Source organism: Streptomyces sp. NPDC005402, assembly GCF_040606575.1.
Classification (GTDB): domain Bacteria; phylum Actinomycetota; class Actinomycetes; order Streptomycetales; family Streptomycetaceae; genus Streptomyces.
The window spans coordinates 18139-37081 of record NZ_JBEXFB010000013.1; the positions used below are offsets into that span (position 1 = coordinate 18139).

At 71.4% G+C, this 18943-nt stretch carries 15 protein-coding genes; 3 read left to right on the forward strand and 12 right to left on the reverse strand.

Features of this window, described 5'->3' with window-relative positions; translation table 11 throughout:
- Entirely contained in the window at positions 1-1545 is a 1545-nt protein-coding gene (locus ABZT02_RS24805) for an alpha/beta hydrolase (protein ID WP_356020767.1), read from the forward strand.
- Between the two features lie 143 nt (positions 1546-1688).
- The gene (locus tag ABZT02_RS24810; protein WP_356020769.1) at positions 1689-3236 is read left to right on the forward strand and encodes an alpha/beta hydrolase; all 1548 of its coding nucleotides are present in this window, start codon (positions 1689-1691) and stop codon (positions 3234-3236) included.
- A gap of 53 nt (positions 3237-3289) precedes the next feature.
- Here ABZT02_RS24810 and moeZ read toward each other — a convergent pair whose 3' ends face one another.
- The 12 genes from moeZ to ABZT02_RS24870 all read right to left on the reverse strand — a co-directional run bounded on the left by moeZ (position 3290) and on the right by ABZT02_RS24870 (position 18412).
- Positions 3290-4468, reverse strand: a complete 1179-nt coding sequence (gene moeZ, locus ABZT02_RS24815) for an adenylyltransferase/sulfurtransferase MoeZ (protein ID WP_356020772.1) — start codon at positions 4466-4468, stop codon at positions 3290-3292.
- A gap of 63 nt (positions 4469-4531) precedes the next feature.
- Complete coding sequence (locus tag ABZT02_RS24820; RefSeq protein ID WP_356020774.1) at positions 4532-5281, reverse strand: spherulation-specific family 4 protein; 750 nt, start codon at positions 5279-5281, stop codon at positions 4532-4534.
- Positions 5269-6228, reverse strand: coding sequence for an NAD-dependent epimerase/dehydratase (locus ABZT02_RS24825; protein WP_037719791.1), 960 nt, complete (start codon positions 6226-6228; stop codon positions 5269-5271). The genes ABZT02_RS24820 and ABZT02_RS24825 overlap by 13 nt, the downstream gene beginning before the upstream one ends.
- Before the next feature lie 241 nt (positions 6229-6469).
- A complete protein-coding gene (locus ABZT02_RS24830) occupies positions 6470-7933 on the reverse strand; it encodes a hypothetical protein (RefSeq protein WP_356020777.1) in 1464 nt (487 codons plus the stop codon).
- Positions 7930-9636: a DUF3492 domain-containing protein gene (locus ABZT02_RS24835; RefSeq protein WP_356020779.1), complete on the reverse strand. Its 1707-nt coding sequence runs from the start codon at positions 9634-9636 to the stop codon at positions 7930-7932. The genes ABZT02_RS24830 and ABZT02_RS24835 overlap by 4 nt, the downstream gene beginning before the upstream one ends.
- A 164-nt stretch (positions 9637-9800) precedes the next feature.
- Entirely contained in the window at positions 9801-11420 is a 1620-nt protein-coding gene (locus ABZT02_RS24840) for an ABC transporter ATP-binding protein (protein ID WP_356020781.1), read from the reverse strand.
- Entirely contained in the window at positions 11417-12415 is a 999-nt protein-coding gene (locus tag ABZT02_RS24845; RefSeq protein WP_356020783.1) for an ABC transporter permease, read from the reverse strand. Before ABZT02_RS24845 ends, ABZT02_RS24840 begins: the two co-directional genes overlap by 4 nt.
- On the reverse strand, positions 12412-13416 hold the full coding sequence (locus ABZT02_RS24850) for an ABC transporter permease (RefSeq protein ID WP_356020785.1): 1005 nt from the start codon (positions 13414-13416) through the stop codon (positions 12412-12414). The genes ABZT02_RS24845 and ABZT02_RS24850 overlap by 4 nt, the downstream gene beginning before the upstream one ends.
- Before the next feature lie 4 nt (positions 13417-13420).
- Positions 13421-15139: an ABC transporter substrate-binding protein gene (locus tag ABZT02_RS24855; RefSeq protein WP_356020788.1), complete on the reverse strand. Its 1719-nt coding sequence runs from the start codon at positions 15137-15139 to the stop codon at positions 13421-13423.
- Positions 15140-15303: 164 nt separating this feature from the next.
- On the reverse strand, positions 15304-15399 hold the full coding sequence (locus ABZT02_RS24860) for an Ms4533A family Cys-rich leader peptide (protein WP_329230691.1): 96 nt from the start codon (positions 15397-15399) through the stop codon (positions 15304-15306).
- 56 nt (positions 15400-15455) lie between these two features.
- A complete protein-coding gene (locus tag ABZT02_RS24865) occupies positions 15456-17288 on the reverse strand; it encodes a DUF3152 domain-containing protein (protein WP_356020790.1) in 1833 nt (610 codons plus the stop codon).
- Positions 17289-17296: 8 nt separating this feature from the next.
- Complete coding sequence (locus tag ABZT02_RS24870; protein ID WP_356020792.1) at positions 17297-18412, reverse strand: alpha/beta hydrolase; 1116 nt, start codon at positions 18410-18412, stop codon at positions 17297-17299.
- Between the two features lie 211 nt (positions 18413-18623).
- Here ABZT02_RS24870 and ABZT02_RS24875 point away from each other — a divergent pair, with 211 nt between their 5' ends.
- Complete coding sequence (locus tag ABZT02_RS24875; protein WP_356020795.1) at positions 18624-18860, forward strand: hypothetical protein; 237 nt, start codon at positions 18624-18626, stop codon at positions 18858-18860.
- Positions 18861-18943 lie beyond the last annotated feature (83 nt).

Sequence of the window (18943 nt, forward strand, 5' to 3'; positions counted from 1 at the left end):
ATGCCGAAGCCTCCTCGACCGCGCGTCGCCGCCCTGACCGCCACCGCCCTTCTGCTGGCCTCCGCCCTGGCGGGCTGCGGCAACGACGCCAAGGACGAGGACCTGTCGGCCCAGAAGCTGAGCTGGAAGGACTGCCCCGCCCCCTCCCGGACGGAGGGCGGCGGCGACGCCCCCTCACCGCTGCCGGGCGGCGACGAGTGGCAGTGCGCCACCCTCAAGGCCCCTCTCGACTGGGCGAAGCCCAAGGGCGACACGATCGGCATCGCGCTGATCCGGGCCGAGGCCAGTGGCCCGGAGAACGAACGCATCGGCTCGCTCGTCTTCAACTTCGGCGGTCCCGGGGGCTCGGGCGTCAGCACACTGCCCGCCTTCGGCTCCGACTACGCGAAACTGCGCACCCGCTACGACCTGGTGAGCTTCGACCCCCGCGGGGTCGGCCGCAGCGCCCCGGTGGAGTGCCTGAACGACCTCCAGCTCGACGCGTACTTCGAGCAGGACGGAACCCCCGACGACTCGGCCGAACGCGCCAAGCTGCTGGCCGACACCAAGGAGTTCAACGCTGCCTGCGAGGAGAACTCCAAGAAGATGCTGCCGCATGTGCGCACGACCGACGCCGCCCGCGACATGGACCTGATGCGTCAGGTCCTCGGCGACGCCAAGCTGCACTACTTCGGCATCTCGTACGGCACCGAACTCGGCGGCGTCTACGCCCACCTGTTCCCGAAGCACGTGGGGCGCGCGGTCTTCGACGGGGTCGTCGACCCGACGCAGAACAGCGAGCAGGGTTCGCTCGGACAGGCCGAGGGCTTCCAGCTCGCGCTCGACAACTTCGCCGAGGACTGCACCTCGCAGCCCACGGACTGCCCCGTCGGCGACACCGCGCGTGACGTCAGGAACCGCATCGCGAAACTCCTGACCGACCTCGACGGGACACCGATCCCCGGCATCGGGCAGCGGGTGCTGACCCAGACCGCCGCGACCAACGGCATCGCCCAGGCCCTGTACTCGAAGGACTTCTGGGAATACCTGACCGAAGGCCTGGAGCAGGCGTACGACGGTGACGGCAGGGTCCTGATGCTGCTGTCGGACTCGATGAACGGCCGCAGCGAGAACGGCGAGTACAGCAACATCGCCGCGGCCAACATCTCCATCAACTGCGCCGACACCAAGCCCCGGTACACCACCACCGAGGTCGAGCGGAAACTGCCCGAGTTCCGTGCCGCCTCACCGCTGTTCGGTGACTTCATGGCCTGGTCGATGCTGAACTGCACCGACTGGGCCGTGGCGGGCGCCGCCGACCATCCCGACGTGAGCGCCGCCGGCTCGGCGCCGATCCTGGTCGTGGGCAACACCGGGGACCCGGCGACCCCGTACGAGGGCGCCCGCAAGATGGCGGGGGCGCTCGGTCAGGGCGTCGGCGTCGAGCTGACGTACAAGGGGCAGGGGCACGGGGCGTACGAAAGCAAGAACAAGTGCGTCCAGGACGCGGTGAACGGCTATCTCCTGAGCGGGAAGGTGCCGGCGGCCGGGACCGTCTGCTCGTAGCGCGACCTCAGCCGCCCCGAAGTTCCCATGAAACCGCTGGTCAGAAGGTTATCCACAGGCCCCGGCGGGTGTCATGTGATCGGCCTACCATGGCCGGACCGACGTTCGTGGCTCGGCACGGACGGCTTGGGAGGGGGACTGGAATGGGGCGTTTCGTACGGTGGGTGGCCGTGACCGCCGCGGCCGCACTGCTGGCGGTCGGCTGCGGCGGCGGCTCGTCCGGCGACGGTGAGAAGGACGAGCGGTCGGGCAGCGCGAGGCCCACCACGACCGGCGCGAAAGCGCTGCCCACCGCGCTGACCTCGCAAAAGCTCGGCTGGGAGCGCTGCAAGGCCACCGCGAACTCCTCCGCGCCCGGCAGGGACTGGCAGTGCGCGACGCTGAAGGTGCCGCTCGACTGGTCGAAGCCGGACGGCGAGACGATCGGCCTCGCACTGATCCGCTCCCAGGCCCGCGGCGGCGACCGCATCGGCTCTCTCCTGTTCAACTTCGGCGGCCCCGGCGCGTCGGGCATCGCCGGAATGCCCGGGTACGCCGCAACCGTCTCCCTGCTGCGCGAGCGGTACGACCTGGTGAGCTGGGATCCGCGCGGGGTCGGTGCCAGCGAGGGCGTCCGTTGCCGCAGCGACCAGGAGACGCAGGCGGCCGAGGCGGTGGACCCCACTCCGGACACCCCGGCCGAGGAGCGGGCGTTCCTGCGGGACGCCGCCGACTTCGCCGAGGGCTGCGAGAAGGACGCGGGCCACCTGCTGGCCCACGTCTCCACCACGGACACCGCACGGGACATGGACCTGATGCGCCAGGTCCTCGGCGACACCGAGCTGCACTACTTCGGCATCTCGTACGGCACCGAACTCGGCGGCGTCTACGCCCACCTGTTCCCCGCGAACGTGGGGCGGCTGGTGCTCGACGCGGTCGTCGACCCCGGCGCCGACACGGTGGCCCACCGGAAGAACCAGGCCCGCGGCTTCCAGCGCGCGCTCGACGACTACCTGACAGCCAAGGGCCAGGACCCCGAGCAGGGCACCCGGAAGATCGCGGACCTGCTGGATCGGATCGACGCGGAACCGCTGGACACCTATTCCGGGCGGAAGCTGACCCAGGTGCTCGCGTTCACCGGCATTGTCTGGCCGCTGTACCGCCAGGACAGCTGGCCCTCGCTGACCAGCGCTCTCGACACGGCCGCCCAGGGGGACGGCTCCGAACTGCTGGCGCTCGCCGACGGTTACAACGAACGTGACCGCTCAGGGCGCTACGGCCTGCTCCCGCAGGCACAACGGGTCATATCGTGCTTGGACGACAAGCAGCGGCCCACGCTCGCGGAGGCGAAGAGGCTGCTGCCCGAGTTCGCGAGGATCTCGCCCGTGTTCGGCCCCTTCCTCGGCTGGGACGCGGCCGGCTGGTGCCACGACTGGCCGGTGTCCGGGCAGTACGAGACCCCGGAGGTGAGCGCGCCCGGGGCGGCACCGGTGCTGGTGATCGGCAACACGGGCGACCCGGCGACGCCCTACGAGGGTGCCCGGAGGATGGCGGACGAGTTGGGCAAGGGGGTCGGTGTGGAGCTCACCTGGAAGGGCGAGGGGCATGGGGCGTACGGGAACGGGAGCGACTGTGTGGACGCGACGGTGAACGCGTACCTGCTGAAGGGCACGGTGCCGAAGGACGGCAAGGTCTGCGCCCGGCGCCGGTAAGGGAAAGGGGCCCGGCACACGTGGTGCCGAGCCCCTCCCGGGCAGACGTGGGTCTAGTAGACCGGCTTGTCCGGCTCGATCTGGTTGACCCAGCCGATCACACCGCCGCCGACGTGCACGGCGTCGGAGAAGCCCGCGGACTTCAGGACCGCGAGGACTTCCGCACTGCGGACACCCGTCTTGCAGTGCAGGACGATCTTCTTGTCCTGCGGGAGACCCTCCAGGGCGGTGCCCATCAGGAACTCGTTCTTGGGGATCAGCTTGGCGCCCGGGATGGAGACGATCTCGTACTCGTTGATCTCGCGGACGTCGATGATCTCGATGTTCTCGCCGTCGTCGATCCACTCCTTGAGCTGCTTGGGAGTGATCGTCGCGCCGGCGGCCGCCTCCTGGGCCTCTTCGGAGACGACGCCGCAGAAGGCCTCGTAGTCGATGAGCTCGGTGACGGTCGGGTTCTCGCCGCAGACCGCGCAGTTCGGGTCCTTGCGGACCTTGACCTGGCGGTACTGCATCTCCAGGGCGTCGTAGATCATCAGTCGGCCGACGAGGGGCTCACCGATGCCCGCGAGAAGCTTGATGGCCTCGTTGACCTGGATGGAACCGATGGACGCGCACAGCACGCCCAGGACGCCGCCCTCGGCGCAGGAGGGGACCATGCCGGGGGGCGGGGGCTCCGGGTAGAGGCAGCGGTAGCAGGGACCGTGCTCGGACCAGAAGACCGAGGCCTGACCGTCGAAGCGGTAGATCGAACCCCACACGTACGGCTTGTTCAGCAGCACGCACGCGTCGTTGACCAGGTAGCGCGTCGCGAAGTTGTCCGTGCCGTCGACGATCAGGTCGTACTGGCTGAAGATGTCCATCACGTTCTCGGCCTCGAGCCGCTCTTCGTGCAGGACCACGTTCACGTACGGGTTGATGCCGAGGACGGAGTCGCGGGCGGACTCGGCCTTGGAGCGGCCGATGTCGGCCTGGCTGTGGATGATCTGGCGCTGCAGGTTCGACTCGTCGACCTCGTCGAACTCCACGATGCCGAGCGTGCCGACGCCCGCCGCGGCCAGGTACATCAGCGCCGGCGAGCCCAGGCCGCCAGCGCCCACGCAGAGCACCTTGGCGTTCTTCAGCCGCTTCTGCCCGTCCATCCCCACGTCGGGGATGATCAGGTGGCGGGAGTACCTGCGGACCTCGTCTACGGTGAGCTCGGCAGCGGGCTCGACCAGGGGTGGCAGCGACACGGGGACTCCGTTGGTCGGTCAATCACTACGGTTGTTCTTCCCGTAACACTGCCATGGGCTTCTTCATTCCGAGACACCCGTTCCGATCTGCGAGACGATTTCGTCCCAGTAGCCGGGCAGGGTCTCCCAGGGGTCGACGCGGCCGCCCCGGTCCGTGCGGTCGGTGAACCAGATCGTGGCGGCGCCCTGCCAGCGGGCGATCCGCAAAGCCTCCTCGAGGTGCGGGCCGGGCACTCCGTGGACGAGGTGGCAGAAGCGGTCGGGCGGGTAGTCGGCGGTCCACTCCGCCACCTGCGACCACCGGTAGTCGCTCCAGGGGCCGGAGAAGGTGACCAACTGGTCGGCGTTCTCGGCGTAGCCGGGGTGGGGGTGGGTGCCGTGGCCGAGGACGATGTGGGCATCGTCACGGACCGCGCGGAGCGTGGTGACGGTGCGGCGGACCTCGGGAAGGTCCTCGCGTCCGGTGGGGCAGCGGTCCAGAAGGAAGCCGTCGACCCGGTACCAGTCGATGTAGCGCTGGGCCTCGGAGACCGTCTCGCCGTAGCTGCGGGATCCGTAGGCGGTGTCGAGGTGGCCGAGGACGCGGACGCCCGCGTTGCGCAGCCGGCCGGCCGCTTCGAGGCAGTGCGGGTCCAGGCGGGCGCCGGGGCCGTCGGCGACGTTGAGGACGGCCCAGTGCACCGGCGTGCCGGGGCGGGTGAGTTCGGCCCACTCGGTGGGAGCGACCAGGGGGTGGGCGAAACCGGGGACGCCGAGGCCGGTGCGCAGTTCGGTGCTCGACGTGGTGCTCTTCGTGCTGGTCAGATGCGGCATGCCGCCTCCATCCAGATGTCGGCGAGAGACTCCTCGAGGTTGATGCGGGGGCGCCAGCCGAGCCGGTCGCGTGCGGTGCGCACGTCGGCCTGCTGCCAGCTGCCGCAGCCGTCGGGGTACGGGTACGCGACCGGCGCCGCGTGGTCGGACTCGGAGCGGGGATGCCCGATGGTCGCCCGCAGCGGGCCGGGAGGGCCGTCGAGTTCATGGAGGGCACCGCCGTATCCGGCCACCCGGGCCAGCACCGCGGCGGCGTCGCGGAGGCGGACGGCTCGGCCCGAGCCGATGTTGATGACGCCCTGCGCGGCGGAGAGTGAGGCCGCGTGGACGGCGCGGGCGACATCGCGGACATCGACGAAGTCGCGCTGGGCACCGAGTCCGCCGAGCTTCAGCTCCCCGTCGCCGGACTGCATCGCGCGGCGCATGGCCTCCGCGAGACGGCCGAGCGGAGAGCCGGCGGGGGTGCCGGGACCGGCCGGAGAGAAGACGCGCAGGACGACCGCGTCCAGACCGGAGCCGAGGACCAGTTCGGTGGCGGCGAGTTTGCTGACGCCGTACGGGCCACCGGGTCGGGGGACGGCGTCCTCGGCCGTGGAGGAGCCCGGCTGGCTGGGCCCGTACTCGGCTCCGCAGCCGATCTGCACCAGACGGGCCCCGCAGCCGCTGCGCCGCAGGGCCTCGCAGACGGTGGCGACGGCGACCGTGTTGTGGCGGGTGAGTTCGCGGGCACCGCCGCGGGTGGCGCCGGCGCAGTTGACGACGACGCCGGGGTGGACCGCGTCCAGGAAGCGGGTGAGGGCACCGGGGCTGCCGGACGCGAGGTCGAAGCGGACGTCCGCGTCGTCGCCGCGGCCGAGGGCGGTGAGCTGGACGGCGGGGTCGGCGAGCAGACGGTCGGCGACGAAGCGGCCGAGGTAGCCGTTGGCTCCGATCAGCAGGACTCTCATCGGGCTGCTCCCGGGGCCTCGGGGGCGGGTCGGGAGGTGGTCATTGCGGGTTCTCCTTCGGGAGGGACTTGCGAGTTGTCTCCGGCGGTGGGCCGGGTGCCTGCGGCGGTGTGTGCGGGTTCGACGGGGCGGTTCCCCCACGGTGGGTCGCACCCAGGAGGTCACGCCCACGGCGGGCGGGTGTTCACGCCCACGACGGCTGTGTGCTGCGCCTACGGCGGGTGGGTGGCTCGGGGGCGGGTCAGCACGGGGCCTCCGTCTGGGCGTGGGCCGACGCTCTCGTGAGCTTGCGGGTCCCGTGGATCAACAGGGCCAGGGCGCCCAGCCCGCAGGAAAGGGTCTGGATGCCACCCGGGCCCCAGAGGTCCACGAGGGCGTCCACCGGTGCGGCGAGGAAGCCGCAGCCCGGCAGGCGGTAGGTGAAGACCGCGGCCAGGGTGGTCGCCTGGGCTGTGCCGGCGGCGGTGAGGACCACCGCGGGGGCGTGGGTGAAGCCGTGGACGGTGAGGAGGCGGGCGAGGAAGAGGAGGGCGCCCAGGGCGATGACCTGCGGGTGGGCGGCCGGTTCGTCCAGGACGGCCCCTGACAGGGCCGTCAAAGCCGTCAGTGCGCACAGGTACAGGGCGAACGTGCCGAACAGCAGGGGGCGTACGGAGGCCGCGAAGTCCTCCAGGCCCCGGCTGGAGGTGAGTTTGCGGCGGGCGCGGGCCGCGAAGAGGTGGGCGGACCAGGCCGCCGGGACGCAGGACAGGGTGACTGCGAGGACGGGGACCGCGGCCAGGGGCCAGGGAGCGTCGGCGGCACCGGTGGGCAAGGCGTCGGGGCCACCGGTCACGGCCGCCGCGAGCAGGCCGTCGCCGAGGGCGGCGTACGCGAGGAGCCAGTAGGTCCAGGTGGAGGTGCCGGTGGTGGGTGCGCGGTCAGGGGTGCCGAGGGGGCCGCGGGACAGGGCCGCGCGCACGGCGAGGGAGACGGCCAGGAAGCCCACCAGGGCGGCGACCAGGCGGGGCTGGCCGTCGGTGAGGCGGATGCCGGCCACCGTGGCCCCGCAGAGGGCGCCGGGGAGGAGGGTGAGCAGGGCCCAGTCGGCGCGGGCCCGGGTTGCCTGCTCCACCGCGGGGGGCGGGGGCGTCTCGCCGTCCCTCGGGACACGGGCGTACATCTCCTCGGCGAGGGAGAAGACGTCCCGGTGCCGGAAGCGGACGGCGGTGCGGTCGGTGACGCCGTGGGCCTCCAGACCCGCCGCGATCTCCAGAGGGTCGACGGCCCGTTCGCACAGCTCGCGATGACGGTGCATCAGGGCCTTCACCGGGTCGGCGGCGGAACGGCGGGCGGAGGCGGGAGTGGTGGGCTTGACGCCGGTGGGGATCCCGGGGGCGCGGGGGGCGGGAGCCGGCAGGGCGGCGTTCTCGGAAACCTCGGGCGGGGGCGTGGGCGTGTCGGCGTCGTCCGGCTCGGCCTCTTCGGGCACCTCGGATACGCCGGGCTCCTTGGGCACGCTGGAGTCCCTCACAGCTCGCGGCGCCGACGTCGCCGCCGTTGCTGGTGCTCCCACGTGCCCTGTACCGCCATCCGTGCCGCGCTCGCCGGCCCCGGGCCTGTCGCCCACAGCCGTCTCCCCCGTCAGCCACTCCTTCTTCGACCCGCTGTCCCCCGCATCGGGGCTGCCCGGGGTGCCGGAGCGGTCGAGTCCCAGGTCGCTCATCCGGTCGCTCCTTCCGTGGCGGCGAGGGGAGGCGTCGCGCTGACCGGGGGCCCGGCGGCCCAGCCGGGGCAGCCCCGGGCGACGACGCGGGTGCTGCGCTCGGTCCAGCGGCCGGGTACGTGGGCTTCGGCGGGGGCGGCGAAGGGCAGTGGCTCTCCGGTGCCGTCCAGGACGACCCGGCGGACCGGGGTGCTGGAGACGATCTCCAGGTAAATGCTGTGAAATGCCGTGATGTTCTGTTCCACGGTGAACAGTTCGAGTGCGCGCGCCCGTGCGGCGGCTCCCAGGCGCTCACGGCGCTCGGCGTCGCGCAGCAACGTGACGCAAGCCTCCGCGAGCGCCTTCGGGTTGCGCGGCGGTACGACGAGCCCTGTGCCGCCGATGACCTCCAGGACCGCGCCGACGTCGGTGGACACGGTGGCCCGGCCGCAGAACATGGCCTCGACGAGACTCATCGGGAAGCCCTCGACGACGCTGGACAGGACGGTCACCGCACCCGAGGCGTACGCGTCGGCGAGCGTCGGCACCTCGGGTCCGCCGATCTCCTCGAAGGAGACGGGATTGTCGCCGACGGCGTGCAGCCCCGCCGCCTCGTCCGGGAAGAGCTGCGCGGCCAGCGCCTTGCAGTGCCCCAGATAGGCCGCACCCTCGGGACCGGTGGGGGCGCCGATGATTCTCAGCCGTGTCTTGGGTTCCTCCTTGCGGATCTCCGCGAAGGCGTGGAGCAGCGAGATCAGGTCCTTGGCGGGTTCCACCCGGCCGACCCAGACCAGCGTGTCCGGGTCCACGCACTCCGTGGACTCGCCCACCTGCGTGAAGCGGGTGGCGTCCATGCCCGGGTAGACCGTGCGCAGCTTCTCGCGGTCGGCGCCGCAGCGCTCCTGCCAGCGGCGGGCATGGGTGTTGCCGGGCGTGACGACCGCGGCCCGCCGGTAGGTCTCGGTGGCCAGCCGGCCGTGGAAGGCGGCGAGCAGCGTCCGTACGGCGGGCGGGGCCTCGGTGTCGGCAAGGTAGTGCGTGCGCAGCCGTACGCCGTACTCGGTCACCAGCAGCGGGACGCCGGTGAAGTGGTGCGCGAGGAGGCCGGGCAGGGCGGCCGGGCCGCCCGAGGCCGCGTGGCACAGGTCGACCGCGCCGAGGGCGTCGTCCTCGTACCAGTCGAGTGAGAGGGGGCGCAGGGCGCGCTCCAGGTGGGCGGCGACGGCGAGCAGATCCGGTACCCGCGCCGCGCGCGCCGTCTGCCGGGCGCCGGGCGCACGACAGCCACGCTCCAGGGCGCGTACGGCGGTCTCGGAGCGGAGCGCTCCCACCAGCCCGCCCTCGTCGCGGGCGAGTTCGGCGAGTCCGTACAGGGCGTTGGCGAAACGGTCCGCCTCCGTGGCCGACGACTCCCCCGAGGCGTCGCCGACCGTCCCTTCGCACAGTGCGGCCGCCAACTCGCCGTAGGACTCGGCGAACCGGCGGCGCGCGCGGCGCCCGTACACCACACCGTCGTCCTCGGCGGTCCACAGCGGGGCCGTGATGACCCTGCCGACCTGGGGCGGCAGCTGGACCCAGCCCTCGACCTCCTGGTGCTCGCTGCGGCTGAGCGCGTAGATGTCGAACTCGTGCTGCTCGAGCCCGCGCACGAGCCGGTCGCACCAGAGTCTGGCGTCACCGCTCACATACGGATAGCCACCCTCCGTAAGCAGTCCTATGCGCACGAGTGCACCCCCGATCTCCCGTATCAGGAGCCGCCGTTGGCCCGGCGGCTCGCAGCGGGACGAACGTATGCGGACAAGGCGGTGGCGCGACGGACGGTTGTCCATCGCGCCACCAAAAGGGGTGAACGCTCGTAACTTTCCCGTGCGGGTCGCGTTCGGTCGCGCTAAGAGATCACCCGGACACGGAACGTCAGGTCACGGGCCACTTCCCGGCGCTCAGCCCGGCGCCGGGCCGCGATCCGCGGATCGAGCGCCGGTACGGCGGCCAGGAGTTGCTCGGTGTACGGGTCCCGCGGGCTGTCGTAGACCTCGTCGGCCGGGCCCTGTTCGACGATCCGGCCACGGCGCATCACGGCGACACGGTCGCTGACCTGGCGTACGACGGCGAGGTCGTGCGCGACGAAGACCAGCGCGAGTCCGAGTTCCCGCTGCAACTCGCCGAGCAGGGCCACGACCTGGGCCTGGGTGGTGACGTCGAGCGCGGAGACCGGCTCGTCGCAGACGATGACGCGCGGGTCGGCCGCGAGCGCCCGGGCGATGCCCACGCGCTGGCGCTGGCCGCCGCTGAACTCGTGCGGGTAGCGGTCGTAGTGCGCCCCTTCGAGCCCCACGCGCTCCAGGAGTTCCGTCACCCGTTCCCTGATCCGCTTCTCGTCCCTCTCGCCACGCGCGCGCAGTGGGTCGGCGATGGACTCGCCCACGCTGCGGCGGGGGTTGAGGGAGGAGACGGGGTCCTGGAAGACCATCTGCACGGCCGAATTCACGCCCACGCGCGCGTGGCCGTCGTGGCGGACCTCCCCCGCCGTCGGCTCCAGCAGCCCGACCAGCATCCGTCCCAGCGTCGTCTTGCCGCTGCCGCTCTCGCCGACGACGCCGAGGGTCTCGCCCCGGCGGACGGTCAGCGAGACGTCGTCGACGGCCGCGAAGGCCTTCCTGCCACGGCCGAACTCGCGCCGCAGACCCTTCGCCTCGAGGACCACCTCACCGGATGCCCGGGACGGTGCCCGTTTCGCGTCCAGGCGCGGTACCGCCGCGAGCAGTGCGCGCGTGTACGCCTCCCCCGGGGCCCCGAGCACCGCGCCGACCGGCCCCTGCTCGACCGCGCGACCGTGCCGCATGACGAGCACGTCGTCGACGCTCTCGGCGGCGACACCCACGTCGTGCGTGACGAGCAGCAGGCCCATGCCGGTCTCCTGGCGCAGCGTGTGCAGCAGGTCGAGGATCTGGGCCTGGACGGTCACGTCGAGCGCGGTCGTCGGCTCGTCGGCGATCAGCAGGTGCGGCCGGCAGGCCAGTGCCATCGCGATGAGAGCGCGCTGGCGCATGCCGCCGCTGAACTCGTGCGGACGGGACCGGGATCGCCGTACGGCGTCCGGGATGCCGACCCGGTCCAGCACCTCCACCGCACGCGCGCGTGCCGTTCGTCGCGACACACGCGTGTGCACGCGATACACCTCGGCGATCTGGTCGCCGATCGCGTAGTACGGGTCCAGGGACGACAGCGGGTCCTGGAAGACCATCGCGGCCTTGGCGCCCCGCAGCCGCCGCAGTTCGTCCTCCGACGCCTGTTGTACGTCCACCCCGGCGACCTCGACCGAGCCGCCCACGCGCGCGCCCGTGCCGCGGTGCAGCCCGAGCAGGGCCGAGGCGACGGTGGACTTGCCGGAGCCGGACTCGCCGACCAGGGCGAGGGCGGCGCCCCGCTCCAGGCGGAAGGAGAGGCCGTCGACGGCGCGCAGGTCGCCGAACCCGACGGTCAGGTCCGTGACATGGACGAGACTCATGCGAGCACCACCCGTCGGTCGGCCACCGCGTACAGGACGTCCGCGACGGCGTTGGCGAGCACCACGAAGAAGCCGATGACCAGGACCATGCCGACGACGACCGGGAGGTCGACGACGTTGACGGCGTGGACCAGTTCCTGACCGATGCCGGGAAGGCCGAAGAGGGTCTCGGTGAGGACGGCTCCGCCGATGGCCGAGCCGACGTTGTTGGCGTTCAGGGCGATGACCGGCGCCAACGCGCCCCGCAGGGCGTGCCGTCCCACGACGGTCCGCTCGGCGACGCCGTACGCGCGGAAGGTGCGGATGTGGTCCTCGGCCAGCGTCTCCAGCATGGCCGCCCTGGTGAGGCGGGCGAACGCGGCGGCCTCGATGAGGGCGAGCGAGAGCCAGGGCAGCAGGAGGTTCCACGCCCATTGCTCGGGGTCGTCGGTGAGCTTCACGTACTGCGGGAAGGGCAGCAGTTGCAGTTCGCCGCAGACGACGATCATCAGGACCAGGCCGATGACGAAGACCGGGGTGGCCCAGCCCGCCAGGGTGAAGGCGGTCAGCACCCGCTCGGTGAACCGGCCGCGTCGCCACGCGGAGAGCACTCCGGTGCCGACACCGAGGACCAGCCAGAGCACCATCGCGCCGAACACGAGCGAGAGGCTGACCGGGAGCTTGGTGAGGATGAGGGTCAGGACCTGCTGGTCGGTCTGGTACGACAGCCCGAGGCAGGGCGCCGGGCAGTGCTCCACCGAGGTGCCCGTGGAGTAGTCCTGGCCGGCGATCAGGCCCGCCAGGAAGTGCCAGTAGCGCACCCACAGCGGGTCGTCGAGCCTGAGTTGCCGGGCCACCTGGTGCACCTGCTCCGGGGAGCAGCGTGGGCCGCAGGTGATCTGGGCGACGTTGCCGGGAGTGGCGTAGAAGACGACGTAGACGATCACCGAGATGGCCAGCAGGGTGATCACGGAGCCGACGGCACGACGGAGCAGAAAGCCACCGAAGCCGCTCATGCGGTTTCCTCCTTGGCGGCCTTGGCCTCGCGCCGGCGGCCGGTACCGACGCTCAGCCGCGAGGCCGCGCGCGGGTCGAGGGCGGTGCGGACGCCGTCGCCGAGGACGGTGAGGGCGAGGACGGTCACGAACAGCGCGCTCGCGGGCAGCAGCAGGTACTGGGGAGCCGCCTGGTACCAGACGTCCGCGGCGGTGAGCATCTGGCCCCAGGACGGCGTGGGCGGCTTCACCCCGACGCCGAGGAACGACAGGGCGGCCTCGACGCTGATGTTGACCGGCATGAGGATCGCGGCGTACGTGATGACCGGTGCGGCCAGCCCCGGCAGCAGTTCCCTGCGGGCGATGTGCCAGGTGTTCCAGCCACTGAGGCGGGCGGCCGAGACGTAGTCGAGCCCCTTCAGGGTGAGGGTCTGGGCCCGCACGATCTTCGCGATGTTGCCCCAGGCTATGAACCCGATGACGAGGGTGACCAGAACGGTTCGCGGGAAGCTGTCGGGGACGATCGCGAGCAGCGCCAACGACATGATCATCAACGGCATGGCGACGAAGATGTCGGTGATCCGGCTCAACAGTTGATCAACCCATCCACTGCCGAGCGCGGCGGCGACACCCATCACCACCCCCACGACGATCTGGATGACGGTCGCGGCCAGCGCGACGCCCAGCGACACCCGGGCCCCGTAGGCCAGGCGCGCGAACAGATCACGCCCTGTCTGCGGCTCGACGCCGAGCCAGTGGTCCCCGCTGACGCCTCCGAAGGACCCGATGGGCACGCCTCCGCGCGCGGAGTCGATCAGGGAAGGGTGGTAGGTGGTGGGGTCCTGGCCCTCCAGCACGGTGAGCAGGGGCGCCGCGAGGGCGACCAGGACGAGCAGTGCGACGACCGACGCCGCGACCATGGCGGCCCGCTGCGCCCGCAGCCGCCGCCAGAACTGACGGGCCCCCGAGGCCCCCGGGACGGATGCCACGGGGACCTCGGTGGCGACAAGTGCCTCGCTCATCGGGTTACTTGACCGCGACCTGCGAGATGTCCAGAACACCGGTCCAGTCGCTGATCACGACGTTCTTGACGTCCTTGCCGTACAGGCGCTTGTAGACCGGGTGGAACAGCGGCACGGTCAGTGCCTGCTCCCCGATCTTCTTGTCCAGTGCACCCCATCGCTTGGCGGCAGCGTCAAGATCGGTCAACTTGTTGATCGCGTCAATCTCGTCATTGACCGACTTGTCATTGAGCAAGCCCGTGTTGAAGTTCGCGCCGTCCTTGACGATCTGCCGGCCGTCGAAGATCGGGGCGAGGAAGGGACCGCCGGAGGGCCAGTCGGCACCCCAGTGGGCGAGGAAGAACCCGGGCTCGGTCTTCACGCTGTGGATCGTGTCCGAGTAGTCGTTCTCTTCCAGGCCCTGGAGCTTGACCGTGACGCCGGCCTTCTTGAGCGCGTCCTGGATCGCGGTCGCGATCTCGGGGCTGGTCTCGAAGTCCTTGGCGTTGGAGTGCGTCAGGGTGACCGTCAGCCCGTTCGGGTGACCGGCCTCCTTCAGCAGCTCCCTGGCCTTCGCCGCGTTGCCCGTCGCGCCCGCCGGGAAGAGGTCGTACGGCTCGTGGCCGAAGGACTTCTGGTTCGGCAGGAAGGTGGTGGCGGACTCGGCGAGCGCGCTGCCGCCGGCCGCGTTGACCACGGAGGAGCGGTCGATGGCGTACGAGATCGCCTGCCGCACCTTGACGTCGTCGAACGGCTTGACCGTCGGGTTGAACCCTATGTAGTTCGTGTAGCCGAAGTGCCCGGTGCCGACCCGGGAGGCGAGCTCCTTGTCGCCGGTCACCTTCGCGAGTTCGGCCGGGCCGAGGTTGGTGTCCGTGGTGACCGCCGCCGCGTCCGCGCCCTGGGACGCGGACAGCCGCTGGTTGATCACCGACGAGTCGATCCCGGACCTGACGTCGATCCTGTCCGGGTACGCCTTGCGCTCGGCGTCCGTCGAAGTGGACCAGTACGCGTTGCGCTCCAGGACGAGATGCTCGCCGTCGTTCTCGTTCGTGACGACCTTGTACGGGCCGGACGAGACGGGGTGCTCCTCGTACTTCGTACCGGTGTCCTTGGCCTTCGGGACGGGCGTGAACTGCGTCTGCGTGGCCAGGTACGGGAACTCGCCCTCGGGCTTGTTCAGGTGGAACACAAGGGTGCGGTCGTCCGGCGTCCCGATCGCCGCGAGGCCCTTCTTGTCCTTGTACGGCCCCTGGTAGTCGGCCGCACCGACCAGCCAGTCCCGCAGATAGGGCGCGCCGCCGGAGAGTTCGGGCGCGAAGGAGCGCTCGATGCCGTACTTGATGTCTGCCGAGGTGATCGCGGTGCCGTCCTCGTACTTGAGGCCCTTCTTCAAGGTGTACGTCCACACGGTCGCGTCCTTGCTGGGGCGCCCGGTGTCGGTGGCGAGGTCGGGGACGACCTTGGCACCGGCGGCGCCGTTCTCGCGGTTGCGGGTGGTGAGGGTGCGGAAGACGAGGGAGGGCACGTTGCCGCCGCCGGAGGTGTACAGGCGGGCCGGGTCGAAGTCCTGCTGCGGGTTGGAGTTCAGGACCGTCAGGGTGCCGCCCTTGTGGGGCGCGGAGTCGCCACCGGAGCTCTTGGCATCGTTGTCCTCAGGGCCGCAGGCGGCGGCGCCCGCTGCCAGTACCAGGCTTACGGATACCGCGGCCACACGGCGCGCTGTGAGGGACGGTTGACGCATCGGAGACGACCTCTCGAATGATGTGTCTCGAAGAGTGAGACGAATTGACGAAGGGTGAGACGGACGTGGACAGACGTCTGCCCCGGCGTCGGGTCGTCGGAAAAACGTGACTCGGGGTCACGGAGAAATGCGGGATTCGCGACGCGCGCGCCTGGGGGCGGGCGTCAGCGACAGAGAATGTCGGCCACGCAGAGCGGGGTCACACCGATGAGCGCCAGCTCGATGGCGGCGCTGCTCTCGACGGCATGACTAGACCACATGGGCAGCAATATGTACGACCGATCAACACATGTCAACGTGACGTATATGCCATCTGTCAACTCCCGGGGTACGCCCAGGGATTGGCCCGGCAGTGGATCCCGTCGTGGTCGAGGAACTTGGTCTGCTGCTGCATGACCGGCGCGAGTTCGCCGTCCTTGTCGCAGGTCACGTGGGAGTAGCCGAGGCGGTGGCCGACTTCATGGTTGATCAACATCTGCCGGTACGCATGGATCTGATCACCGTATGTGGTTGATCCCTGGGCCCATCGGTACGCATTGATCATCACGCGTTCGGTGGCGGCCGAGTCGCACGAGACGTTGTCCTCCGTGGTGTCGAGGCCGGACTTGGCGCACCAGTCGGCCGTGGTGCCGGGGCTGGCGAGCGTGATCACGAAGTCGGGCTTGCCGGAGTAGATGCGCTCGAAGGTCCGGGCCCCGTCGTGGGCCCAGCTGCGGTCGTCGTTGAGCGTCTTCTGCACGGCCTCGGCGAAGAGTTGGCCGTCGAGTCCGAGACCCTGTTCCACGTCCACGCGGTAGGTGTACTTCTGTCCCTTGCCGGGCGCCTTGTCGACCCCCTGGATCGCGTCGAACTTCCCCGAACCGTCGAGCTTGGCACTCAGCGGGTACTTCGTGTCCATCTTCTGCTCGTACGTCAGCGGCACCACGACGGCCGAGGACGACGGCGAGGGCTGCCCTGCCGCGCCCGTGCCGGCGTCCCGGGCGTCCCGCGCCTGGTCGGTCGCGGACCGGGCGCCCGAGGCGGTGTCGCGCCCGTCGGTGACCTGTCCGGCCACGACGACGGCGAGCACGGTGACGACGGCGGCGGCCGCGATGCCGGTGAACGCCCGGCCCTTGCCGCCCTTGGCCGGCGGCTGGTCGTCCGGCGGTGCGTCGCCGGAGTCCGGGCGGGCGCCCTCGTCGGTGTGGACGTCGGTGCGGACGTCGGCGTCGCCGGGCCAGTCGGTGACGGAGCCGTACGGGTCGGAGGGGTGCGCGGCGGACGGATGCGCGGCGCTGGGCTCTCCGCCCCCTCTGACGGGACCGTTCGCGGGAACAGGAGCGCGGCGTCCGCCGGGACCCCGAGGGCCGCCTGGCGCGAAGAGGTCGACGTCGTCGGTGAACGCGTCGACGTAGTCCTGGCGTGGCCCCGACCGCGATCCCGGCGGGCCCTGGCGCTGCCGTGGCAGAGCGACCTCCGGACCGGCGGCATGTCCGTCCGGCCCCGGACCGCTCAACTCCCCCCAGCCGCCCCCGGATTCACGCTGCTCGGGATGCCCACCACGGACACGGGGCACGCCCTGGGCGGGCGTGCCGTCGGGAAGCCGCGGGACTCCACGCGGGGGCGTCCCGTCCGGGGACCGCCGCACCCCCTGGCCGGACGGCCCGTCGGGCACACCCGGGACTCCACGCGCCTGCGTACCCCCGGGCAACCGGGGAAATCCATGCGCGGGCGTGCCGTCCGGAAGCCGAGGAACGCCCCGCGCGGGCGTGCCCTCAGGAACCCGACGGGAGCCAGACCCAGCCGTCCCCCCGTCCGGAACCCCGGGAAACCCATGCGCAGGCGTCCCGTCCGGAACCCGGGGAAACCCGTGCGCGGGCGTCCCGTCCGGGAGGCCCTGGCCGCCCTGCGCGGGTACCCGGTATCCGGCAGCGCCGCTCCCGGGTCCAGCCCCTGACGCCCCGTACTCGGGGCCCCGGCCCCACTGCCGAGCAGCCTGCGGCGCCGGAGCGGAGGGAGTGGGGGTCCGTTCCCGGCCCGTCGGCTCCGCGGCGAGGCCCTTGGCGCCCCGTACTGCCTCGGTGGCCGCCTGGACCGTATCGCTGTGTACCGAACTGCCTTTGTCGGACCCCTTCTTGGGAGCGGGCCCGCGTCGACTGTGGCGTCCCACGCCGCGCCTCAGCTCCCCACGATGGTGGTGTCGGCCCCGGTGCCGGAAGCCGTTGCGGCGTCTCTCCCGTCACCCGAGGCCCCCTCACCGGAGGTGCCCACGGAGCCGTCACGCCGGACAGAGCCTCCCACAGAACCGTCAGAAGCCCCCGTGTCCCCCTTGGCCCCCATGTCTCCCTTGTGCGCGACGAAGTCCCGGAACGCCCCCGCCACCGTCTCCGGGTACTCCATCATCGCCACGTGCCCCGCCTCCGGCAGGGTCAGCAGACGGGAGTCGCGGAAGGCGCGGGCCGCCTTCTGGGCCATGCGGAAGCCGACGAGCTGGTCGCGACCGCCGTACACGAGCAGCGTAGGGGCGAGGACCCGCTCGGCCTGGCGCCACAGCGCGTGCTGGCCGCCCAGCGTGTACGCGTTCACCAGCCCGCGCGCGGAACGCGTCAGCGCGTCCCAGAAGTACGGCAGTTGCAGGCGCCGCTCCATCTCCTCGACGGCGTACTGGAAGCCCTCGGGAGTGACCCGCCCGGGATCGCCGTAGCAGAGAGCGGTGACCCCGCGGACGCGCTGCTCGGCCGTCCAGTCCCTGCTGAAGCGAGTGAAGAGACCGGCCACACCCGGCAGCGCCAGCAGCCCCGTGGGCACGGCGCTGCGCTGGACGCGGATCTCCGGGAGGGCCGGCGAGACGAGGGTGAGGGTGCGCACCAGGTCGGGCCGCACCGCTGCGACGCGCGTGGACACCGCGCCGCCGAGGGAGTTGCCGAAGAGGTGGACGGGCCCGCGGCCGGACGCGTCGAGAAAACGGATCACCGCGCGCGCGTGAGCGGTGATCGAGTAGTTGCCGTCGTCCGGTGGCGGGGAGTCCCCGAAGCCCGGCAGGTCCACGGCCTCGCCGTCGACGTCGCCCTCCAGCTGCTCCATCAACGCCGACCAGTTCTGCGAGGAACCGCCGAGGCCATGGACGTACAGCGCGGGGGGCAGCCCCTCGCGCGCGGGTGGCCTCGAACGCACCGTCAGCGTGATCCCCGGCAGCCCCACCGACCTGAGCCGCTCACCCGCACCGACCCTGACGGGTGCCACTTTCGGTAGGACGGTGGCGGGCGGCACGAGAGGCAGCTCGGTCGAAGACATGCGGCAATGTTACGAGACGATCACGCAGTGGTTCACGTGTTCGCCATCACAGAGCACATGTGCGAGGCGTGCGAGGTGTGCGCAGTGCGGAACGCGCGGTCGGCACGGACATCGCATGGCGTCCAGATCGTGTGTCTCCTAGGCTCGTACGCAGGGCACCCGGATGTGGCCCCCTGTGTACATCAGGGACGTTCTAGGAAGGGAGCCCACCATGGCCTACGACCCCACCGACCCCGAGGCCCTCGCAGCCCTCGAGGCGCTGGAGAACGAGGACGACGCCGACGAGCTCGACGTCGAGGCGCCGGAGGTCGACGCGGCTGAGCAGCGCGCCGACGTCACACCCGACCGCGACGACCCGCTGACCGGCGTCGACCCCGACCGGGCCAACGAGGCCGACCTCGTCGAACAGGCCCGGGTCGTCTCGATCGACGAGGACGACTATCGGTGACCTCGGCAGGGCGTGAGGCGGCCGACGAAGCACTCATCAGGGCATTCCTGAGCAGGACCGGGACGGCCCTTGCCCGCCAGATG

Excerpts from the sequence above, each read along its gene's own strand:
- ABZT02_RS24825 (WP_037719791.1), bottom strand. The coding sequence starts at position 6,228 with ATGAGAGTCCTGCTGATCGGAGCCAACGGCTACCTCGGCCGCTTCGTC.
- ABZT02_RS24820 (WP_356020774.1), bottom strand. The coding sequence starts at position 5,281 with ATGCCGCATCTGACCAGCACGAAGAGCACCACGTCGAGCACCGAACTG.
- ABZT02_RS24805 (WP_356020767.1), top strand. The coding sequence starts at position 1 with ATGCCGAAGCCTCCTCGACCGCGCGTCGCCGCCCTGACCGCCACCGCC.
- ABZT02_RS24850 (WP_356020785.1), bottom strand. The coding sequence starts at position 13,416 with ATGAGCGAGGCACTTGTCGCCACCGAGGTCCCCGTGGCATCCGTCCCG.
- ABZT02_RS24855 (WP_356020788.1), bottom strand. The coding sequence starts at position 15,139 with ATGCGTCAACCGTCCCTCACAGCGCGCCGTGTGGCCGCGGTATCCGTA.
- ABZT02_RS24870 (WP_356020792.1), bottom strand. The coding sequence starts at position 18,412 with ATGTCTTCGACCGAGCTGCCTCTCGTGCCGCCCGCCACCGTCCTACCG.
- ABZT02_RS24845 (WP_356020783.1), bottom strand. The coding sequence starts at position 12,415 with ATGAGCGGCTTCGGTGGCTTTCTGCTCCGTCGTGCCGTCGGCTCCGTG.
- ABZT02_RS24860 (WP_329230691.1), bottom strand. The coding sequence starts at position 15,399 with ATGTGGTCTAGTCATGCCGTCGAGAGCAGCGCCGCCATCGAGCTGGCG.
- ABZT02_RS24875 (WP_356020795.1), top strand. The coding sequence starts at position 18,624 with ATGGCCTACGACCCCACCGACCCCGAGGCCCTCGCAGCCCTCGAGGCG.
- ABZT02_RS24840 (WP_356020781.1), bottom strand. The coding sequence starts at position 11,420 with ATGAGTCTCGTCCATGTCACGGACCTGACCGTCGGGTTCGGCGACCTG.
- ABZT02_RS24830 (WP_356020777.1), bottom strand. The coding sequence starts at position 7,933 with ATGAGCGACCTGGGACTCGACCGCTCCGGCACCCCGGGCAGCCCCGAT.
- ABZT02_RS24810 (WP_356020769.1), top strand. The coding sequence starts at position 1,689 with ATGGGGCGTTTCGTACGGTGGGTGGCCGTGACCGCCGCGGCCGCACTG.